Below are 18495 nucleotides of genomic sequence, written 5' to 3' on the forward strand. Positions count from 1 at the left end.
TGATGTCGTGTCGCTGGCGCTACCGCGCCGGCGCGGGAGAGTCGTACTAAGCCAGAATCCGCGCGGCCCATACGCTGACGTCGTCGCCGCTGCCGAGATCCGCCTGCACCAGGCCGTTAACCATAAAGGTCGGCGACACGTGGATGCCGTTCTGGCGCGCGTACTTGCTATGCCATTTGATCTCGTTTTGCAGCTCCGGGCGGGCAAACGCCGCGGCCAGCGAGACGTGGCTATAGCGTTCGATACGCTCAATAATCTGCTGCGGCGTGGCGTTCATGTTCGGCCCGCTGCAGTGGTCGGTAAACTCAAACTCTTCGCGGTGGTCGGCGACGGCTTTAAGCACCTTATGCGCCTGCTCGCGGCCGTGCGGCAGGGTGGAGGCTGCGAGAATGCAGCGGACGATGACGCCGGAAAACAGATGCCACGGTTGAGACTGCAGACGAATTTTGATCGTCACGTTATCCGCGCCAACTTCATCCAGCAGGTCATCAAGCTTATTAAATGCCCGCACGGAGAAAGGACAGGTGGGTTCGAGGAACACCTCAAAGGTGCGGGGGCCATGCCCCCAGACCAGCGGTTGGGCGGTCAGATGCGATGGTGTGCTCATTGTCGACTCCTGATTGTTTTTTTATCTCAAATAACGATATCACTTTTGCCCGGGGGCGCAGGCTTATTTTCCTTAAGGGCACGATTAGCGAATCGAATGAGTGGTATCATCATTCCACCTCTGTCTGGTAAGTGCCTGCGGCAGGATAAGAAGAGGGAGTTTTGTTTCGCCAACTGCCCGGGCTGCATTAATTTGAGGTCAGGCTAAATGAGCAAAGGTTCCACAAGCAGTGACGCCCCGTTTGGTACACTATTAGGCTACGCACCGGGCGGCGTGGCGATTTATTCTTCTAATTACAGTAGCTTAAATCCGCAAGATTATCCGGATGACGCCACGTTCCGCAGCTATATCGGTAATGAGTATATGGGGCACAAATGGCAGTGCGTGGAGTTCGCGCGCCGCTTTCTGTTCCTCACCTACGGTTTTGTTTTCACCGATGTCGGCATGGCCTACGAAATCTTCTCCCTGCGTTTTCTCCGCGAGGTGGTCAACGACAATATTCTGCCGCTGCAGGCGTTCGCCAACGGCTCCCGCCGTCCGCCTCTCGCCGGCTCACTGCTGATCTGGCAGAAAGGCGGCGAGTTTAAGCACACGGGCCACGTGGCGGTGATTACGCAACTGATAGGGAATAAGGTCAGGATCGCCGAACAGAACGTCATTCACTCGCCGCTGCCGCAGGGCCAGCAGTGGACCCGCGAGCTGACGCTGGAAGTGAAAAACGGCCTCTACACGATTAAAGACACCTTTGCCGATACCGAAATCCTCGGCTGGATGATCCAAACCGCCGATACCGAGCACAGCCTGCCGCAGCCGGTGCTGCCGGGTGAGGCGATGGCCATCAAAGGCGCGCGTCTGCCGAATAAAGGCCAATACCGCGGCAACTGGCTCAACGAGAAAGATTCACTGCAAAAAGCCTACGTGGAAGCCAACGGCCACGTCATCAATAAAGACCCTTACCAGTATTTCACCATCACCGAAAGCGCCGAGCAGGAGCTTATCAAAGCCACCAATGAGCTGCATCTGATGTACCTGCACGCCACCGACAAGGTGATGAAGGATGACAGCCTGCTGGCGCTGTTCGATATTCCGAAAATTCTCTGGCCGCGTCTGCGCCTCTCGTGGCAGCGCCGTCGCCATCATATGATTACCGGCCGCATGGATTTCTGTATGGATGAGCGCGGGCTCAAGGTGTATGAGTACAACGCCGATTCCGCGTCCTGCCATACCGAAGGCGGGCTGATCCTCGAGCAGTGGCTGAAGCAGGGCTACTACGGCACCGGTCACAACCCGGCGGAAAATCTGCTGGATGAGCTGGCCGGAGCGTGGAAGCACAGCCGGGCGCGTCCTTTCGTGCACATCATGCAGGATAAGGATCTGGAGGAGAACTACCACGCGCAGTTTATCCAGCGTTCGCTGACCCAGGCCGGCTTCGAGAGCAAAATTCTGTTTGGCCTGGATGAACTGCGCTGGGATGCCGCCGGGCAGCTGATTGATGCCGACGGTCGTCTGGTCAACTGCGTCTGGAAAACCTGGGCATGGGAGACCGCCATTGAGCAGGTGCGGGAAGTCAGCGCCGATGAGTACGCGGCGGTGCCGATACGTACCGGACACCCGAATAATGAAGTGCGCCTGATTGACGTCCTGCTGCGCCCGGAAGTGTTAGTCTTCGAGCCGCTGTGGACGGTTATCCCCGGCAACAAGGCGATTTTGCCGGTGCTTTGGTCGCTGTTCCCCAATCATCGCTATCTTCTGGATACCGATTTTGTGGTCAACGAGCAGCTGGCGGAAAGCGGCTATGCGGTTAAGCCTATCTCGGGCCGCTGCGGCAACAATATCGACCTGATAGGCCCGCAGGACGAAGTGCTGGATAAAACCAGCGGCCAGTTTTTCGACCGCAAAAATATCTACCAGCAGCTGTGGTGCCTGCCAAAAGTGGATGGCAAATACATCCAGGTTTGCACCTTCACCGTCGGCGGTAACTACGGCGGGACCTGCCTGCGCGGAGATGATTCTCTGGTAGTTAAAAAAGAGAGCGATATTGAGCCGTTAATCGTGCTAAAAGACACAGATAGCCGTTAAGTTTGGCCCCGGATTGCGGCGGTGAGCGCCTTATCCGGGCTGCGGTTCTCGTCACCTGCGGCATTTGTAGCCCGGGCAAGGCGCATCGCGCCGCCCCCGGGGGAAGGCCGCAGGTTGCTGAAGAATAACCCGGAGGCGATGCTGCGCATCTGTCCGGGCTACCGAACATACGAACCCGTAGCCCCAGTGAGCATAGTTCGGCCGGGGGAATGAACGGTAAAAATAGATAAAACATCACAACAACAAGACAGAAAAGGAAAATAGTATGCACGATCGGCGACTCGCCGCCCGCGCGGGTGAACTTAAGCCCTCCGCCGTCCGCGAACTCCTCAAGCACAGTAAGCTGCCCGGCGTTATCTCTCTGGGCGGCGGTATTCCGGCCCCGGAGCTTTTTGATACCGAAGGCCTGAACCTGGCGGTGCAACAGGTGATGAACGGGCGCTTTAACGATGCGTTCCAGTACGGTTTGACCGAAGGTTATCCGCCGCTGCGTCAGGCCGTTAGCGAACTGTGTCAGGCGCGCGGCGTGGCCTGTTCGGCAAGTCATGTCTATATCACTTCCGGTTCGCAGCAGTCGCTGGATATCGTCGCCCGCACCCTGCTCGATCCGGGTGATGCGATTGTCGTTGAGCGTCCGACCTATCTGGCGGCGCTGCAGGTCTTCCAGCTGGCGCAGGCCAATATTCTCAGCGTGGATACCGACGATGACGGCATGCTGGTGGAACAGCTGGCCGATCTGCTGGAAACCACGCGTGTGAAAGCCGTTTACCTGGTGCCGACGTTTGGCAACCCTGGCGGGAAAACCCTGAGCGAAGCTCGTCGTCGCCGCCTGGTTGAGCTGGCGAAAAAGCACGACTTCGTCATTATCGAAGACGATCCGTACGGTGAAATCAGCTTCACTGATGAAGTACGCCGCCCGCTGTATCAGTATGCGGTTGAGCTGGGCTGTGAAGATCAGGTGGTTTATACCTCCACCTTCTCCAAAATCCTCGCGCCGGGGATGCGTATTGGCTGGATCGTGATGCCGGACTGGCTGGCGCAGCAGACGGTGATCGTTAAACAGGCGGCGGATCTGCACACTAATATGCTCTCGCAGGTCATCACCGCGGAATACCTGAGCATGAACCGTCTGGAAAGCCAGATTGCCCTGATCCGCGAAGATTACCGCAAGAAGTGCGTGGCGCTGGCCGACGCGCTGGAATCGCAGCTTGGCGAGCATCTGGCGTTCAGCCGTCCTAAAGGCGGTATGTTCCTGTGGGCTCGCTTCCGTTATCCGTTCGATACCATGGAATGGATGAAGAAAACGCTGGAAAATGGCGTGGTCTACGTACCAGGAGAAGCGTTCTATAACGATAACCCGGATACCCGCACGCTGCGCCTGTCCTACTCGACGGTGTCGACAGAGGGTCTGATGACCGCCGTCGAGCGCCTGGCGAAGTCGCTGTAATCGCCGTGCTCCGCGCCGTCGGCGGCGCGGGGCTCCCTTCTCGTTTTCTTCTTTAAGCCCCTGTTTTTATGCGAATGCATGATCTGCCGGCGGGCGAAAATCATCAGTGCGTAATGTGAAAACGGGATTGGCGGGTTTTTTGAATCGCCCGCAGCCGATGGCTACGGGCGAGAGAAACACAGAGGCGGGCGGTTTTGCGGCTTATCGCCGGCCCCGGTCGTTAATCCTGGTCGGTAATGCGATCGTCAAGCCAGATCAGCATCAACGTGGAAAGAAAAGCAACAGCGACGGTACCAATAGCTAACAGCATAAGAAGAGCCTCAGGGGTTTTTATTATTTTTCTGCTTTGACCGATGAGCGATTATTTCTGTCTGTGATGGTGACTTTTGTTCCTGACTGGGATGTTGCGAGGGTGAAAAAATCGTCAGCATCAATATCGAAATTGAGAACGATTTCTTTGTACTTCCCACAATTCATTAACTCTTTTGCTTCTTTCATACTACTGGCTGTAATAGTAGGCATCAGTTTCATCTCGTTTAAAAACTGAGAAGCAAAATAAGAGCTTGTCGATACCAGATCAACTACTTTTTATGGTAAGGACAATCATGCGTCAGATTGATGATTGCCGCTGCCAGTAGCGGATTGAAACATAATTTCTGTTTTACCTTTCCTGCCAGCGTTTCGTTTTGCCCATGGCGGCGAAAAATGCGCCGATCCTCGGCGGTGTATGTTTAACCGCTTTGCATTTTCGTGGCTAAGAGCAAGCCGCCCGCGGCGGCGGCCTGCTGGGGATGTTTAAAAGGCGTAGCCCACGCTAAGGCTGCCGCTGTAGCCGTGGCTGTCGCCGCCGCTGGCGACGTCAGCCTGGCCGCCAAGGTTCAGGCTCAGCGCACCGCGCGTGATGCTCAAACTGGCGCCAGCGTTGACCATGTCACGGCTATCGAAGGCCGCGTTCTGTACGACCTCATAGTGATAAACCTGTCCCTGAGTGCGTACCGAAGGGCCGCTGAAACTGTGTTCATAGCCGATATTTATCGCCGGCGTGAAGCGCCAGCCGCCGCCGTTTTGCGAATGAAATGCGATACTCACATTGGCAATACCGCTGGCGTTATTTTCACTGACGCGGTCGACGTTGAGCGCCAGCTCGCTGCCGCTTTCGCGGAAAGCGTCCATCCGCAGGTGGGTCAGGCGGGTCCCGACGGCGTACTCAACGCTGGCAAAATCGAGCGGACTGACGTAGCCGAGGCGCAGCGTGCCGCCAACCAGCTGGCCATGGGTATCGCCGGTGGCCGTACCCAGCCCGCCATTCAGCCGGCGCGTACTGCTATAATCGATCCAGCCTGCGTTGAGATCGGCGGCGGCAAAGAGGCCATGATTTAAATCCTCAAAAGCATAGCGACCGCCGAACCCCAGCAGAGTGGTGTTGGCATCCGCATCGGCGCTGGCGCTGCCCAGCGAGCCCCAGCTATATCCCAGAGTGCCGTAGCCGCTAAGCTGCGCGTTAAACCGCCAGGTATAGCCCAGCAGCGAGCCGGTGGTATGCTCATTACTGCTGGCGGCGCGGGCGGAACCATCGGTGCCAAGATAGCCGCTAAGCCCGGTCAGCCACAGTTTTCCTTCCCCATCCCGCAGCTGACGGCTATCAATATTCGGCGTTAACGCCCTGTCTAATCGCGAGCCGCTGCGCAGCAGGTAGCTGGCGGCGTCCGCGTAAATCTGCCCGCCGACCTGAGTCTCCACGCCGCCGAGGGTTCCGGCATCAATGGCCGATTGCAGATAATAGTTATAGTCGGTGTAGCGGCCCGATAGCTCGCTGTTTTGCAGGGCGTTAAGCAGCGCAGCGCCCTGCGCCGCATTCCCCTGCAGTTCGCTTTGTCCCGGCAGCTGGCCGTACTGCACCATTTTGCCGCGCAGGACGTAGAGCGTCTCCTGCGACAGCCCCAGGCCCTGCTTCAGATAGTTATCCACCGATCCGTACTCGCGGCTGATTTCATCCAGCCCGGCCTGAAGATAGCTGGCATCGACGCCCAGCAGCGGCTCGTAAATCGCCGCCATGGCGGGGGGCATCATCGCCAGGGTCGCTTCGACGCGCTGGCGGGTATAGTCGTTGGTGGCGAGGTAGTTTTCCATAATGGTCCCCTCATCGACGCCGGCAATGCTCAGCAGCATCGCGGCGGTCCAGCCGGTGCGGTCCTTGCCCGCGGTACAATGGAACAGCGCTGCGCCGTCGGCGCTGGCCAGATCGTTAAATAGCGTGGTGAACCGGGCGCGCATCCCGGCATCGCTGACGAAGGAGACGTTGGTCTGCTGCATCATCGCTTTGGCTTCAGCGGCGCTACTGAACGTTATTGAGGTGATGTTGCTGCCCGAAGCGGTGTTGCCGATGATATCAATATGGGTATACCTCGCCCCGTCGGGCATCACGTCCGGGCTGCTGGCGATTTCGCTGGCCGTGCGCAAATCATAAACATCGCTGATACCGAGCGTGCTCAGCGTCGCCTGGTCCGCGGAGGATAATGCCAGAGCATTAGAACGATAAAAAACGCCGGTGCGCAGGGTGCCGTCGTGGCTGGTGGTATAAACAGACGTCGTGCCAGCGATATCGCGGAAATTATCCATCGTAGCGAGTACGGGCGTATTTATCGGCGCAGCGTAGAGCACGCCGGAAACGGCGGCGGCGACCAGAGAGAGCGAAACGGGAATATAGCGAATCAAAATAAGCCTCGATAATTATTGGTTATAATTTACTGTTTATTAATGCTTGGAAATATAAGAGGAGATTGTGACGGAATTATTTCCAGAACGATTTTTTTAAATAAATAGGGTGATAATAACGTCAGGATATCGATTAAATATAACTTTTGCGCGCGCTAAATACTGTTATTCATTCGCCATGTTTATGTTTAACATTCCGCTCGTCGCAGCAGAATGTTATTTTCTATTATTATCAGCGAGTCATTTTGCGCAGTAATACGCCTTAATCCGGGCGCTGCTTTTCGCTCATCAGCTGGCGACAGCGCTGCTGGTCCTGGCTGATACTTTTCTGCTCTTCCGGCGTCAACTGCTGCCAGGTGTCCAGCATCCGTTGGCCCAGAGCGGGCACGTAGTGGGTCTTATGCAGCGCATAATCCGAATTGCCGCCTTCAATCATATTTTCCATATCGCGGAGAAACGCACGGCTGTCCTGATGGTCAATAACGCAGAAGACGGAGCGGTAGTACGCGACGTCCTCTTCGGCGTAGCGGGGCGTGAACCACCAGATAAGTAGAGCGATAAGCGCCAAAAGCGGGGCAATAAAAACGAGTTTCTTCAACATGAGTCATTCAAAAAGGCAAATTGAAGAATCAGTGTAGCCGTTGATGAAACAGGATGTAAGCGCCGTCGCGGGCCGGCAGCGTCATTCCGGCCCGCAGCGGCGCCGGTCAGTAGCCGACCTTATAGATCCGTCCGCTCTGAACGCCTTCTACGCTGCGGCGGTAGGCCTGAGCCACGCTGGCGGCGGGGACGCTGGTAAAACCGGGGAAGAAACCGTCGTAGGCTGCCGCCGATTCCGTTAATACGGTGGGGCTAATCAGGTTAATACGTATTCCGCGCGGCAGTTCGCAGGCGGCGGCGCGAACGAATCCTTCCAGCCCGGCGTTGACGGTGGTGGCATTGACGCCCTGAGCGATGGGCTCATGGGCGACGATCCCGCTAATCAGCGTAATAGAACCGCCGTCGTTCAGATAATGCTGGCCGGTCAGCGCCAGGCGAATCTGCCCCAGGAGTTTATCCTGTAGGCCCTGGTTGAAATCGCCGTCGGTCATGGTCGCCAGCGGGCCAAAGAAGAGATTGCCAGTGGCGGAAACAATCGCGTCTACCCGACCGGTTTTCGCAAACAGGTTCTGCACGCTCTGCTGTGAGGTGATATCGACCTGATAGTCGCCCTGAGTGCGGCCGACGCGAATGACTTCATGACGCTGGTTTAATTCTTGCGCAACCGCGCGGCCAACGGTACCGCTGGCGCCAATAATGATGATTTTCATAGCAGGTTCCTCTCTCGGGTGAGAGGCTATTCTTTAATAAAACAAATATCGGATAAACTGGCTAAAAATTAAATGATTGCTAACCAGGGGTTTGTAATATGGATAAGCTGCGGGCGATGGAGACCTTTATTGCGGTCGTGGAGTGCGGAAGCTTTACCGGCGCCGCAGCGCGGCTCGAGATGTCGGCGGTGATGGTCGGGAAATATATCGCGCTGATCGAGCGGCAGCTTAATACCCGTCTTCTTGAGCGCAATACCCGCCGCCAGAGCCTGACCGACGCCGGGCGGGTCTATTTTGACGAGGCGAAACGCGTCCTGGAGCAGGTCTCCATCGCCGAAAGTTCAGTGGAGAGACTACGGGTCGCGCCCGCGGGCACGCTGCGGATAAGCGCGCCGACGTCGTTTGGCGCCTGCGTGATTGCCCCGCTGACCGCCACGTTTCTGCAGGCCTGGCCCGACGTGCGCGTGGAGCTGGATCTGACCAACCGGATGGTCGATCTGGTGGATGAGGGCATCGATCTGGCGATCCGCATCGGCGAGATCCGCAATAACGATCTGGTGGCAAAGTATCTCGCGCCCTACCGGATGACGATCTGCGCCGCGCCCGGGTATTTAGCCCGCCACGGTACGCCGACAACGCCTGCGGACCTGGCCGATCATCTCTGTTTGTCGCATACGGTGTGGACCGCGCGCAATGAGTGGAAGCTGCCGGGCGCGGAGGAGGGCGTACGCTGGAAGCGCGACGCTGTTCTGCGCTGTAATGATGGCTACGCGCTGCGAACGGCGGCGATCGCCGGCGCCGGGCTGCTGCTGCAGCCGGAAGTGCTGCTGGCGGATGCGCTCGAGTGCGGCAAACTGGTGCGCGTGCTCGAGGCGTATACCCCGCAGCCGAGGCCGATTCACCTGCTCTGGCGGCAGGATCTGCGGCCGCTGCCGAAGCTGACGCGCTTTGTTGAGCATCTTCTGCAGGGGCAGGGCCAGAACGGGCAGACTGCTTAATTCTCTGCCGGGCGGCGGGCCTGATGTGATAGGGGATCTTGCCGCCCGGCAAGGCGTTAGCCGCCGCCGGGCAATCTGCTTAGTCGCGCAGCGCGTGGCGCCAGTCGGCGATCAGATCCTGCGGATCTTCAATGCCTACCGACAGCCGAATCAGCTGCGGAGTAATGCCGTTGGCTAAACGCTGCTCCAGCGGGATCGACGCGTGAGTCATGCTAAACGGCTGGCTCACGAGGCTTTCCACGCCGCCGAGGCTCTCCGCGAGGGTAAACAGCTTCAGCTTACGAATAATCCGCTCGGCGTAGCCATCGTCGCCTTTGACCACCACGGAGATCATTCCGCCGGGAAGCGCCATCTGCCTGCGCGCCAGCTGATGATGCGGATGCGAGGCCAGCCACGGGAACCAGACCCTTTCGACCTGCGGCTGCTGCTCCAGCCACTCGGCGAGCAGCAGCGCATTGCTGCTGTGGCGCTCCATACGCAGCGCCAGGGTACGAATACCGCGCAGCGTCAGGAAGCTGCTGAACGGGTCGAGGACGCCGCCGACCGCGTTTTGCAGGTAGCCCAGCTTTTCCGCCAGCGCGGCGTTGTCGCCGACCACCGCCAGCCCGGCGACCACATCGGAGTGGCCGTTAAGGTATTTGGTCGCCGAATGCACCACGATATCAAAGCCCAGCTCCAGCGGACGATGGATAGCCGGCGAGGCGAAGGTGTTGTCGGTGACGCTGATAATATTGTGCCGCCGCGCAATGGCGGCGATGGCGCTGAGGTCGGCCAGCTTAAGCAGCGGGTTGGTCGGCGTTTCAACCCAGATCATGCGCGTATCGGGCCGAATAGCCGCTTCGATGGCCGCCAGATCGTCGGGCTTCACCCAGCTCACCCGCAGGCCGGCGCTGCGGCGGCGAACGTTTTCAATCAGCCGGTATGTACCGCCGTAGACGTCGTCGACGGCGACCAGGTGGCTGTCTTTATCCAGCAGCTCTAGCACGGTTGAGATGGCCGCAAGGCCGGAAGCAAAGGCGTAGCCGCGCGTGCCGCTTTCCAGGTCGGCAATCGCCGTCTCCAGCGCGTGACGGGTCGGGTTGCCGCTGCGCGAATATTCGTACCCGGTATGCTGGCCCGGCGCGGGCTGAGCAAAGGTGGAGGTGGCATAAATAGGCGGCATCACCGCGCCGTGTTCATCGGTAAATGTGCCGCTATGTACGCTCAGGGTATGCAAATTTGTCATTGAGAAGTCCTTACTGTTCGAGTCGGTTACGCCAGGTGGTCAGCACATCGCTGCGGGTAATGAGGCCAAGAAAACGATCGTTGTCGGCGATAACGGCCACCAGGCCGCGATCGAAAATGGCCTTCAGCGCGCTTTCCGGCGCGTGCTTATCCAGGGTCTCCACGTTACGGGTCATCGCTTCCCTGACCGGCAGAGAAAAGCGTTGACTGTCGCCCTGGACGTGGCTAATCAGATCCCATTCGTCGACGATGCCGACGACGCGGCCGTTTTCCAGCACCGGCAGCTGCGAGATGTCGTAGAGGCGCATACGCGCGAGGATGGCCGCCAGGGTATCGTCCGGCGCGGCGGTGACGGTTGCCCCTTCGTCGTGGCGCAGAGCGATAAAATCGCTGAGGTCGCCGCGCGATGGACGGCTTAAAAAGCCCTGCTGGCGCATCCAGTCATCGTTAAACATCTTTGATAGATATTTATTGCCGCTGTCGCAGGCGAAGGTCACCACGCGTTTAGGGGATGTCTGCACCCGGCAGTAGCGCAGGGCGGCGGTGAGCAGCGTTCCGGTAGAGGAGCCTGCCAGAATGCCTTCAACCTGCAGCAGCTGGCGGGCGGTGGCGAAAGCTTCGCTATCGGTGACGCGGTATGCGCTGCGGACGCCTTCAAGATGGGCCAGCGGCGGAATAAAGTCTTCGCCGATCCCTTCCACCAGCCAGGAGCCGGTTTCGCCGTAGCGCCCGGTTTCGACCTGGTCCGCCAGAATGGAGCCCGCCGGATCGGCGAGGATAAATTCCGTTTCAGGGGAGTGCTCAGCAAACCAGGCCTGTAGCCCACCGAGCGTTCCGCCGGAGCCGACGCCGACGACGATCGCGTCAATATCGCCATCCAGCTGCTGGAAGATCTCCGGGGCAGTGGTGGTGGCATGCGCCAGCGGGTTAGCCTCGTTATTAAACTGGTCGATATAAAAGGCGCCTGGCGTTTCGTCGGCAAGGCGCCGGGCGTAGTCCTGATAGTAGGCGGGATGGCCTTTGTTAACGTCCGATCGGGTAAGCTGCACCTGCGCTCCCAGCGCGCGCAGATGGAAAATCTTCTCGCGGCTCATTTTGTCCGGCACCACCAGAATCAGGCGATAATTTTTCTGCGCGGCGATCAGCGCCAGACCGAGGCCGGTATTGCCGGCGGTGGCTTCGATAATCGTGCCGCCGGGTTTTAATTTCCCTTCGCGCTCTGCCTGCGTAATCATGGATAGCGCGACGCGGTCTTTTATCGAGCCGCCGGGATTTTGATTTTCCAGTTTTAGAAACAGGCTGCAGGGGCCGGTATCAAGCTTATGGAGCTGCAGCAGGGGAGTATGACCAATCAGGTCGCTAACGGAATGAAAAACTGACATAACATTTTGCCCATTCGTATCGAGATGATTTGAATGGTAGGGCTGCAAAATTGGCATTTTAAAGAACTTTTGTCTGCCGCTAAGAGCAAAAAGGAATATAAGATGCTTTTTAGCCGTCCGGAGGGAAAGGTAGTTAGCCGCCTGGGCGTGTTGATTTCCAGAATAGCGCGCTTTTGCCCGGTTTTTCACCGAATTATCCGTTTTTACGCGCTGCTTTATCTCTATTTCAGAAATGGATTGCCGAAAATAATCGATGGATCTCTGGGGCTATTTTAGATGTTGGTGAAACTATCAACGCCGCGTATACCGGCGCGGCAGCCAAAGACAGAAATTCAGATGAAGGAAATTAAAGCTAATAAAGTCGGCCTGCTCGCTTCAATAAATCGTCTATATCAGGAACCTCTTTCCGGAAATATCCTGACCTGGGTGTCATTCAGGCGGGAAATTGTCTGGTACGATCCAGTTAACAGAACAGGAACATAATTTATACCTGAAAGACATATACATGTAATGATTCAGTCGTAACCAGTTACAAGGAAGCTACTATGAATAAAAACGACATGAGTCCTTTACCCACCAATACCCACGAGTGGTTTTTTAATCGTAACAGCATCATCATTTTGCTCGATATTGTTCTGTTTATCGTTCTCTACAACACGCTACCCTATGAGCCGAAGGTGGTCATGGGGCTGAGTATGCTCGCTTTTATCGCCGTATTATGGTTAACGGAAGCGCTGCACGTGACCGTTACGGCAATCATGGTTCCCGTCATGGCCGTGCTGCTGGGGGTATTTAATACCCAGGCGGCGCTAAACAGTTTCGCCAACTCAACGATATTCCTTTTCCTCGGCGGTTTTGCTCTGGCGGCGGCGATGCATGTGCAGGGGCTGGATAAAGTCATTGCCGATAAGGTATTAGCGATGGCGAGGGGCAAAATGCGCCTCGCGGTCTTTATGCTATTTGGCGTGACGGCGCTGCTGTCAATGTGGATCAGTAATACGGCGACGGCCGCAATGATGATGCCGCTGGTATTGGGGATCCTGAGTAAAGTCGATGGCAAAAACCGCCATTCGACCTATGTGTTTGTGCTCCTCGGTATTGCCTATAGCGCCAGTATTGGCGGAATGGCGACCATCGTCGGCAGTCCACCGAATGCGATTGCCGCCGCCGAGGTGGGGCTCTCCTTCTTTGACTGGATGAAGTTCGGTTTCCCGGCAATGATCGTCTTACTGCCTGTCGCTATTGCGATTCTTTACCTCGTGTTCAGGCCGGAACTTAAGGGGACCTTCGAAACGAATAGTGAACAGGTCGATTGGGATAAAGGCAAAATAGTCACCCTGGCTATTTTTGCGCTTACCGTATTCTTCTGGATTTTCAGCGGCCCCATTAACGACCTACTGGGCGGTTTTAAATCCTTCGATACCATCGTGGCTTTAGGCGCCATTATATTAGTCAATTTCGCCCGGGTGGTTCACTGGAAGGATATAGAGAAAACGGCTGACTGGGGCGTGCTGTTATTATTCGGCGGCGGTATCTGCTTAAGTAATGTGTTGAAAGAGACGGGCACCAGTCTGTTCCTGGCAAACCAGATTAGCGGGATGGTGGCTCATATGGGGATATTTATTATTATCCTGGTTATTGCAGCATTCGTGGTGTTTTTAACCGAGTTTGCCAGTAATACGGCCAGCGCCGCTTTGCTTATTCCCGTATTTGCCTCAGTGGCCGAAGCGTTCGGCATGTCGCCTGTGATTCTGTCGGTATTGATTGCCATTGCGGCTTCATGCGCTTTTATGCTGCCCGTGGCGACGCCGCCAAACGCTATCGTTTTCGCCACCGGCCATATCAAGCAGCAGGAGATGATGCGCGCCGGCCTGTTTTTGAATGTCGCTTGTATCGTCGTTTTGACCGGATTTAGTATGTTGTTTTGGGTATAACTTCTGATAAGCGAGTTTCCACCCAATATCTTGCAAATTAAGACTGCTGTGCGGCGAATAATCGAACGCAGTTCGATGGAGAGTCCGGTCGCAGAAAAGCAAAAACCCGCCTTTTGGGCGGGTTCTTTAAATAGTGGTGCCGGACTCGGAATCGATGTTTTGATTTATTTTCATGATTTATAAATAAAATTTTTGATGTGATGAAATTTATGCCCTCATTTGTACCCTCTGTCCCGCCTGGTACGAATTTAAAACCCGAATCGGGGACGGCAAGGGGATGGTCATCTGAGGATGATGTGTAGATGCTTCATTGTGTTCTTTTGTCTGGCGACGCACCTGGTGCGTCACAAGGATCCAGTAACAAACCACCAGAAGAAAAGCACCAGGTACGCCAACTTTATTCTGGCCATAAGTAGTTGAGATGGCAAGGCGTTTGTTCAGACCCTTCAAGGGTAATGAAATTCCACTTTGTGCAGACAGATAAATCATCCTGAATACTGCATGGATGCCAGCGTGCCAGGGTAGTGGTGGGCGATGATGTCATTCAGCTTATCAACCAGCTCTGCCCGCTTAAATGTGATATGCGCTGTTCCCTTCTGAAAGTACTTAATAGAAAACATCTCATCTTCATAGCTGGTGCTGTTCCTGTTCTCATGAATATAATCGCCTAGACGGCAGGTAACATCGGCGCGGTTGTCGGGGATGGGCTTTCCATTCAGGAGCATCAGTACACGCTCCAGGTCAGCTAATCGATCGCGCTGCCAGCCCCAGCTCAGGCTGTAGCCCCATTTATCGTACTTCACCAGACTATTAATGATGATTTTTTTTCCAAACTTGCACGGGTTGTTGCTTTTGTAATCCCAGCTCAGATTTTTGAAGACGTTGATAACTCCCCGTTCAAATACCTCATCTTTACTCTGGTGCAGTTGCCGGAAAGTACTGAGGATATTGTCTTCAGATATCGCGGGGATATCGTCTTTCTCCAGGCTTTTGTGCCACTCGTCACGGGCATCAGCATCCATCAGGCTCAGCATGCCTGATTTATTCATCAGCTCTCGCCAGATGCGGCGATCAATATTGCGGGTCATCGCTTTCATTGCTTTATCGGTTTTTTCCGTGAACCAGCAATCGTAGCGATAGCCCTCCCGCATTCCCCACTCCTGTGCTGTACCACCGCCGATATCGTGGGTCAGAATGGAGATATCATCAAGTTCACTGATAAGGCTTTGAATCCGTGTCAGCGCAGCATTACGGCCTGTAACAATACGTTCAATGCTGGTGGAGCAAATCACATCAGTGTGCCCGGTTAACACTTCGGATTCATTAACATTATTTCCGGCCATTATTTCTCTCCTTTATAGTCAGAAAAACACCAGCCGTTCAGGGCTGGTGTTGATGTACTTGTTCCGTCCAGCTCATCGCTTGCCTGGAGCGCTGACCTGCGGATGTTGCCCTCTGGTAATAGCCGTCACCTCTTTATACGTGTCACGGTTCATCAGCCCCGTTGCTTTCCTGGCCCGGAGGATATCTATGGGTGTGATAAACGGAGACTGCGTCAGGATGCTGAAGCCTGGCCGGTCAGTCCGGACCAGTTCGTACTTTTCTACAATAAAATTCAGGGCATCGGCCAGCGAGATACCCGCGTCGATATGCTGCTGAATCACCTGTTCATCAATGAACGGCGTATCGCTAAGCGTAAGGCCATAGTGCTGTTCCAGCAGGCAGGTCAGCAGGGTCTGCCAGACACTCACGGGAGACGGACGTGACGATGCCGCCCGCATTAAAGGGGATGATTTGGTTTGCATAAGCGTTATCTCTTTAGTGGGAAAACATGTGTGCTGAAGGGCGAAGTGTTACGGTGTTATTCTGTGGTGACGGGAATGGGATAAATCGCGATATAAACATAGCCGTGCGAACCGAGCGTATCGGCCTCGCAGGTCAGACCTTTTGCATACAGCGTGACGCAGTGCTGATAACGAGGATTCAGTTCACCGCTGGTGAGCATTAACTCCAGCTGTTTCATCAGTACCGGGAAACCCTGGTCAAGATGGCGCAAATCCGCATCGCAGAACTGTCCGTTAAAATTCGCACGGTCAGCCAGGTAATGCAGGTGGTTTCCCTCCTGGACCAGACGGGCACCAAAACACGGGGAGACACTGCGCCTGAGCCCCCACCAGGGTTCGCTGATATCATGCGTTGTTAGCGTGATGTTCTTCGACAAAATGTAGTCCTCCTTAATCGTGAATTAATTCAACGTAACGCTGCGCAATACGACATAAGGGCCATTGCGGTCCTGGCGGCGCTCTGCGAATACGGCCAGTACACCGCTGATATCGTCCACCTCGCGACCGGCATAGTGGCAGATGCTGCCGGACCACGCGTATTTGCCGGTACAGAAGCGGAACAACCGGGACTGTGGATGCTGGCGGTATATCGCCATCGCCTGACGCTTACTGATAATTTTCATTAATACTCCTCCCTTACAACCAGCCCCGTTCAGCAAACGAGACGATATCCATTCCGCCGATGACGAGATGGTCCAGGAAGCGCACACCCACAAGGTCCAGAGCGTTCTTCAGTCGCTCAGTCACCCGTCTGTCAGCCTGGCTGGGTTCGGCATGGCCTGAAGGATGACAGTGAACAACAATCACCGCCGCCGCATTGTATTTAAGGGTGGCCTTCACCACTTCCCGTGGATGAACTTCGGTATGGCTGATGGTGCCTTTGAACAGCGTTTCATGCGTAATCAGGCGGTGCTGGTTATCCAGCAGCAGCAGAACAAATGCCTCTCTTTCCTCCATTGTCAGATGGAGCCGTAACCAGTCACGTACTGAGCTGCTGGACGTAAACGACGCGCCGGGTTCTCGTAACTGGCGCTCCAGAAGAGTCAACGCCTCGCGGATGGTCTGTTGTGCTGATGCCGTCAGTTCATATGCAAACAACGGTAATTGTTTTTCCATGGTGCAGTACCTCAGTCGATGATGTGCATAATGGCGTTGCACTCAGGGTGGTTCAGCGCATAATCCCGCAGACGGTAATAATGTTCCGTCATGGCATCGCACTCCGTTCGGCAGGCATGGTGGCTGTAAGCCATCAGACAGACGGCAATACCCGCAGCTTCAGCACTCATTTCAGCGCTGTTACCATTAAGGGTATTAAACAGCGACCAGGGGCCGTCACTCTCTTCCGGAGCCATGAAAGCACCACCGTTGCTGAGAGTGTAAAAAGCCCAGACGCCACCGCTGTAATCCGCACACAGCCGGTCCATCCAGGCAAAGATGCGAGGCTCAAGGGTTATCCACTGCGGGATACGGCCAAAATGCTGAGGCCAGAAACGAAGGCGCTGTTCATCTTTAACAGGTGTGGCACAAAGAGTGTCTGTCGGAATGGTGTTATCCGTTAATGCGTTGTTCATGATTAATGACTCCGGAAATAAAAAAGCCAGCCGGTCAGGGCTGGCGGGAAAGGATGAGGCTGAAGTCTGTTAAGGTCGGTCAGGACCTGCGGATGCCATAACGTGCGATGTAGCGATTCAGCATCACTCCGGCTTCAGGTTCAAAGTTCCATGCCCGCCAGACCATCGCACCCTCGCAACGTATAACCAGACGAAAATGCGTTCCCTGGTCGTCTTCAATGGTGATGTTGTCATATTGCGCTGCGATGCCTGAGGCCTGCTCACGGGTAAACGGGCCGGAGGGAAGGTGTGGGTGAGTTTCGGTGTTCACGGGTATGTTCCTCCGCATTGAAGTCATGCCTGCCCCAGCAGTTCGAGCATATTCTCTGCCATCACCCACAGCGCACGGTTAAGCTTCACATCGCCGTCGATACCGTTCACAGCACGGGTACGGTTGCTTCGCCCCTGCGCGGTACGCCCCGCCAGTCCTCCCTTCATCAGGTTCTCCTGCATCCGCTGATACACCGTCCAGAGGTCATCACTGCGGTCTTCGTAACGACGTGGCGTCAGTATCTGAGCGGTAGTGACGGGCTGGTGGTCTTCACCAAAACGATAGTGGAGAGCGGCCCTCGCCATCGCCTGTTGCGCTGGTGGCGGTAACAGAGCGGACTGCATGGCATCACGTTTCTCCTCCACCCGGTCAAATATCCCCAGTACCTCATAAGCCCCTTCAATAACTTTCTCCACCACATCCCCTTTATGCGGCACCCGCACTTCGCCGAATGACTGCCCGCAGACCAGCCCGTTGGTGCAGACGCCACGAAACAATCCCGGCAGCATCTGATAACTGGATGAGCCATCATGTGAATTGAGGAGGATAATTTCGGGAACCTGATGTCCGGTAAGTTGCCCGGTACGACGCAGGCGCAACATATGTTTGGTGTGCTCCCGTCGGCCCTGGTCACGTACGCGGGTCTGGCAGGCAAAGAAAGGCTCAAAACCTTCCCGCTGCAGATTCTCAAGAATAGTGATGGTCGGTATCCAGGTGTATCGGTCTGAACGGGATTCGTGCTTATTCTCACTAAAAACACTGGGGACGTATTGCATTAATTCTTCACGGGTTAACGGGCGGTCGCGCCGTACCTGATTTACCCGTCCAAAACGACTGGCTAGTTTCATGATGAGTTCCTTAATTTATCTCTTTGCACCAAACGGCTTAACCTCAGAAGAATAGATATATGCTTCGAGGAGTAACGGATTTTCACCAAAGTAATATAGATTCAAATTCATCCATAACTTAATAAAAAAAAGCCCGAGCATTATATGTGATAACTCCAGAGCAATTCGATGGCTAAAAAGGTATAAAAATCATGAATATCGTTAACTCCTTCCTTTATTGCAATTT

21 protein-coding genes are annotated in these 18495 nt (G+C 55.4%); 6 read left to right on the forward strand and 15 right to left on the reverse strand.

Annotated features, from left to right (window positions below):
- Nucleotides 1-46: 46 nt before the first annotated feature.
- Nucleotides 47-607: a thioredoxin domain-containing protein gene (locus ABLU87_RS07820; protein WP_014839560.1), complete on the reverse strand. Its 561-nt coding sequence runs from the start codon at nucleotides 605-607 to the stop codon at nucleotides 47-49.
- Between ABLU87_RS07820 and ABLU87_RS07825 the strand changes: the two genes are divergently transcribed.
- From ABLU87_RS07825 to ABLU87_RS07835, 3 genes are all read left to right on the forward strand, one after another.
- Entirely contained in the window at nucleotides 595-738 is a 144-nt protein-coding gene (locus ABLU87_RS07825; protein WP_305955792.1) for a hypothetical protein, read from the forward strand. The genes ABLU87_RS07820 and ABLU87_RS07825 overlap by 13 nt on opposite strands.
- A gap of 76 nt (nucleotides 739-814) precedes the next feature.
- On the forward strand, nucleotides 815-2686 hold the full coding sequence (gene gss / locus ABLU87_RS07830; protein ID WP_009654105.1) for a bifunctional glutathionylspermidine amidase/synthase: 1872 nt from the start codon (nucleotides 815-817) through the stop codon (nucleotides 2684-2686).
- A 265-nt stretch (nucleotides 2687-2951) separates the two neighbouring features.
- Nucleotides 2952-4133, forward strand: coding sequence for a PLP-dependent aminotransferase family protein (locus tag ABLU87_RS07835; RefSeq protein WP_014226856.1), 1182 nt, complete (start codon nucleotides 2952-2954; stop codon nucleotides 4131-4133).
- A gap of 333 nt (nucleotides 4134-4466) precedes the next feature.
- Here ABLU87_RS07835 and ABLU87_RS07840 read toward each other — a convergent pair whose 3' ends face one another.
- The 4 genes from ABLU87_RS07840 to ABLU87_RS07855 form a co-directional block, all read right to left on the reverse strand.
- On the reverse strand, nucleotides 4467-4655 hold the full coding sequence (locus ABLU87_RS07840; protein WP_014226855.1) for a hypothetical protein: 189 nt from the start codon (nucleotides 4653-4655) through the stop codon (nucleotides 4467-4469).
- A 273-nt stretch (nucleotides 4656-4928) separates the two neighbouring features.
- Nucleotides 4929-6848, reverse strand: coding sequence for a tyrosine-protein phosphatase (locus ABLU87_RS07845; RefSeq protein ID WP_064377965.1), 1920 nt, complete (start codon nucleotides 6846-6848; stop codon nucleotides 4929-4931).
- A 262-nt stretch (nucleotides 6849-7110) separates the two neighbouring features.
- The gene (locus ABLU87_RS07850; RefSeq protein WP_032692867.1) at nucleotides 7111-7449 is read right to left on the reverse strand and encodes a hypothetical protein; all 339 of its coding nucleotides are present in this window, start codon (nucleotides 7447-7449) and stop codon (nucleotides 7111-7113) included.
- 106 nt (nucleotides 7450-7555) lie between these two features.
- The gene (locus tag ABLU87_RS07855; RefSeq protein ID WP_025105932.1) at nucleotides 7556-8158 is read right to left on the reverse strand and encodes a short chain dehydrogenase; all 603 of its coding nucleotides are present in this window, start codon (nucleotides 8156-8158) and stop codon (nucleotides 7556-7558) included.
- A gap of 98 nt (nucleotides 8159-8256) precedes the next feature.
- Here ABLU87_RS07855 and ABLU87_RS07860 point away from each other — a divergent pair, with 98 nt between their 5' ends.
- Nucleotides 8257-9156: a LysR family transcriptional regulator gene (locus ABLU87_RS07860; RefSeq protein ID WP_014226851.1), complete on the forward strand. Its 900-nt coding sequence runs from the start codon at nucleotides 8257-8259 to the stop codon at nucleotides 9154-9156.
- Between the two features lie 79 nt (nucleotides 9157-9235).
- Here ABLU87_RS07860 and ABLU87_RS07865 read toward each other — a convergent pair whose 3' ends face one another.
- Together ABLU87_RS07865 and ABLU87_RS07870 are read right to left on the reverse strand one after the other, a co-directional pair.
- On the reverse strand, nucleotides 9236-10381 hold the full coding sequence (locus tag ABLU87_RS07865; RefSeq protein WP_004854188.1) for a PLP-dependent aspartate aminotransferase family protein: 1146 nt from the start codon (nucleotides 10379-10381) through the stop codon (nucleotides 9236-9238).
- A 10-nt stretch (nucleotides 10382-10391) separates the two neighbouring features.
- The gene (locus ABLU87_RS07870) at nucleotides 10392-11762 is read right to left on the reverse strand and encodes a cystathionine beta-synthase (protein ID WP_122117604.1); all 1371 of its coding nucleotides are present in this window, start codon (nucleotides 11760-11762) and stop codon (nucleotides 10392-10394) included.
- A 33-nt stretch (nucleotides 11763-11795) separates the two neighbouring features.
- On the opposite strand from ABLU87_RS07870, the gene ABLU87_RS07875 reads away from it, so the two are divergent.
- Nucleotides 11796-12038, forward strand: coding sequence for a hypothetical protein (locus ABLU87_RS07875; RefSeq protein WP_014226848.1), 243 nt, complete (start codon nucleotides 11796-11798; stop codon nucleotides 12036-12038).
- Nucleotides 12039-12307: 269 nt separating this feature from the next.
- Nucleotides 12308-13696, forward strand: coding sequence for a DASS family sodium-coupled anion symporter (locus ABLU87_RS07880; RefSeq protein WP_025105934.1), 1389 nt, complete (start codon nucleotides 12308-12310; stop codon nucleotides 13694-13696).
- Between the two features lie 485 nt (nucleotides 13697-14181).
- On the opposite strand, the gene ABLU87_RS07885 is transcribed toward ABLU87_RS07880, so the two are convergent.
- The 8 genes from ABLU87_RS07885 to ABLU87_RS07920 form a co-directional block, all read right to left on the reverse strand.
- Nucleotides 14182-15039 carry a DUF4942 domain-containing protein gene (locus ABLU87_RS07885; protein ID WP_021314411.1) on the reverse strand — a complete coding sequence of 286 codons (858 nt, stop codon included), beginning with the start codon at nucleotides 15037-15039 and terminating at the stop codon, nucleotides 14182-14184.
- A gap of 72 nt (nucleotides 15040-15111) precedes the next feature.
- Complete coding sequence (locus ABLU87_RS07890) at nucleotides 15112-15501, reverse strand: TA system toxin CbtA family protein (RefSeq protein WP_031285565.1); 390 nt, start codon at nucleotides 15499-15501, stop codon at nucleotides 15112-15114.
- A gap of 56 nt (nucleotides 15502-15557) precedes the next feature.
- Nucleotides 15558-15917 carry a type IV toxin-antitoxin system YeeU family antitoxin gene (locus ABLU87_RS07895; RefSeq protein WP_021314409.1) on the reverse strand — a complete coding sequence of 120 codons (360 nt, stop codon included), beginning with the start codon at nucleotides 15915-15917 and terminating at the stop codon, nucleotides 15558-15560.
- A 24-nt stretch (nucleotides 15918-15941) separates the two neighbouring features.
- On the reverse strand, nucleotides 15942-16163 hold the full coding sequence (locus ABLU87_RS07900) for a DUF987 domain-containing protein (RefSeq protein ID WP_021314408.1): 222 nt from the start codon (nucleotides 16161-16163) through the stop codon (nucleotides 15942-15944).
- Nucleotides 16164-16176: 13 nt separating this feature from the next.
- Nucleotides 16177-16656, reverse strand: a complete 480-nt coding sequence (gene radC, locus ABLU87_RS07905) for a DNA repair protein RadC (protein WP_021314407.1) — start codon at nucleotides 16654-16656, stop codon at nucleotides 16177-16179.
- An 11-nt stretch (nucleotides 16657-16667) separates the two neighbouring features.
- Nucleotides 16668-17111, reverse strand: coding sequence for an antirestriction protein (locus ABLU87_RS07910; protein WP_021314406.1), 444 nt, complete (start codon nucleotides 17109-17111; stop codon nucleotides 16668-16670).
- A 79-nt stretch (nucleotides 17112-17190) separates the two neighbouring features.
- A complete protein-coding gene (locus ABLU87_RS07915; RefSeq protein WP_021314405.1) occupies nucleotides 17191-17439 on the reverse strand; it encodes a DUF905 domain-containing protein in 249 nt (82 codons plus the stop codon).
- Between the two features lie 5 nt (nucleotides 17440-17444).
- Nucleotides 17445-18269, reverse strand: coding sequence for a DUF932 domain-containing protein (locus ABLU87_RS07920; protein WP_049090444.1), 825 nt, complete (start codon nucleotides 18267-18269; stop codon nucleotides 17445-17447).
- Nucleotides 18270-18495: the final 226 nt, after the last annotated feature.

It is taken from the genome of Klebsiella sp. CB_Kp196, assembly GCF_040061575.1.
GTDB classification, from domain to species: Bacteria; Pseudomonadota; Gammaproteobacteria; order Enterobacterales; family Enterobacteriaceae; genus Klebsiella; species Klebsiella michiganensis.

Coding starts and splice junctions, on each gene's coding strand:
- ABLU87_RS07825 (WP_305955792.1), top strand. CDS start 595: ATGGTGTGCTCATTGTCGACTCCTGATTGTTTTTTTATCTCAAATAAC.
- ABLU87_RS07820 (WP_014839560.1), bottom strand. CDS start 607: ATGAGCACACCATCGCATCTGACCGCCCAACCGCTGGTCTGGGGGCAT.
- gss (WP_009654105.1), top strand. CDS start 815: ATGAGCAAAGGTTCCACAAGCAGTGACGCCCCGTTTGGTACACTATTA.
- ABLU87_RS07835 (WP_014226856.1), top strand. CDS start 2,952: ATGCACGATCGGCGACTCGCCGCCCGCGCGGGTGAACTTAAGCCCTCC.
- ABLU87_RS07840 (WP_014226855.1), bottom strand. CDS start 4,655: ATGCCTACTATTACAGCCAGTAGTATGAAAGAAGCAAAAGAGTTAATG.
- ABLU87_RS07850 (WP_032692867.1), bottom strand. CDS start 7,449: ATGTTGAAGAAACTCGTTTTTATTGCCCCGCTTTTGGCGCTTATCGCT.
- ABLU87_RS07855 (WP_025105932.1), bottom strand. CDS start 8,158: ATGAAAATCATCATTATTGGCGCCAGCGGTACCGTTGGCCGCGCGGTT.
- ABLU87_RS07860 (WP_014226851.1), top strand. CDS start 8,257: ATGGATAAGCTGCGGGCGATGGAGACCTTTATTGCGGTCGTGGAGTGC.
- ABLU87_RS07865 (WP_004854188.1), bottom strand. CDS start 10,381: ATGACAAATTTGCATACCCTGAGCGTACATAGCGGCACATTTACCGAT.
- ABLU87_RS07870 (WP_122117604.1), bottom strand. CDS start 11,762: ATGTCAGTTTTTCATTCCGTTAGCGACCTGATTGGTCATACTCCCCTG.
- ABLU87_RS07875 (WP_014226848.1), top strand. CDS start 11,796: ATGGTAGGGCTGCAAAATTGGCATTTTAAAGAACTTTTGTCTGCCGCT.
- ABLU87_RS07880 (WP_025105934.1), top strand. CDS start 12,308: ATGAATAAAAACGACATGAGTCCTTTACCCACCAATACCCACGAGTGG.
- ABLU87_RS07885 (WP_021314411.1), bottom strand. CDS start 15,039: ATGGCCGGAAATAATGTTAATGAATCCGAAGTGTTAACCGGGCACACT.
- ABLU87_RS07890 (WP_031285565.1), bottom strand. CDS start 15,501: ATGCAAACCAAATCATCCCCTTTAATGCGGGCGGCATCGTCACGTCCG.
- ABLU87_RS07900 (WP_021314408.1), bottom strand. CDS start 16,163: ATGAAAATTATCAGTAAGCGTCAGGCGATGGCGATATACCGCCAGCAT.
- radC (WP_021314407.1), bottom strand. CDS start 16,656: ATGGAAAAACAATTACCGTTGTTTGCATATGAACTGACGGCATCAGCA.
- ABLU87_RS07910 (WP_021314406.1), bottom strand. CDS start 17,111: ATGAACAACGCATTAACGGATAACACCATTCCGACAGACACTCTTTGT.
- ABLU87_RS07915 (WP_021314405.1), bottom strand. CDS start 17,439: ATGCGGAGGAACATACCCGTGAACACCGAAACTCACCCACACCTTCCC.
- ABLU87_RS07920 (WP_049090444.1), bottom strand. CDS start 18,269: ATGAAACTAGCCAGTCGTTTTGGACGGGTAAATCAGGTACGGCGCGAC.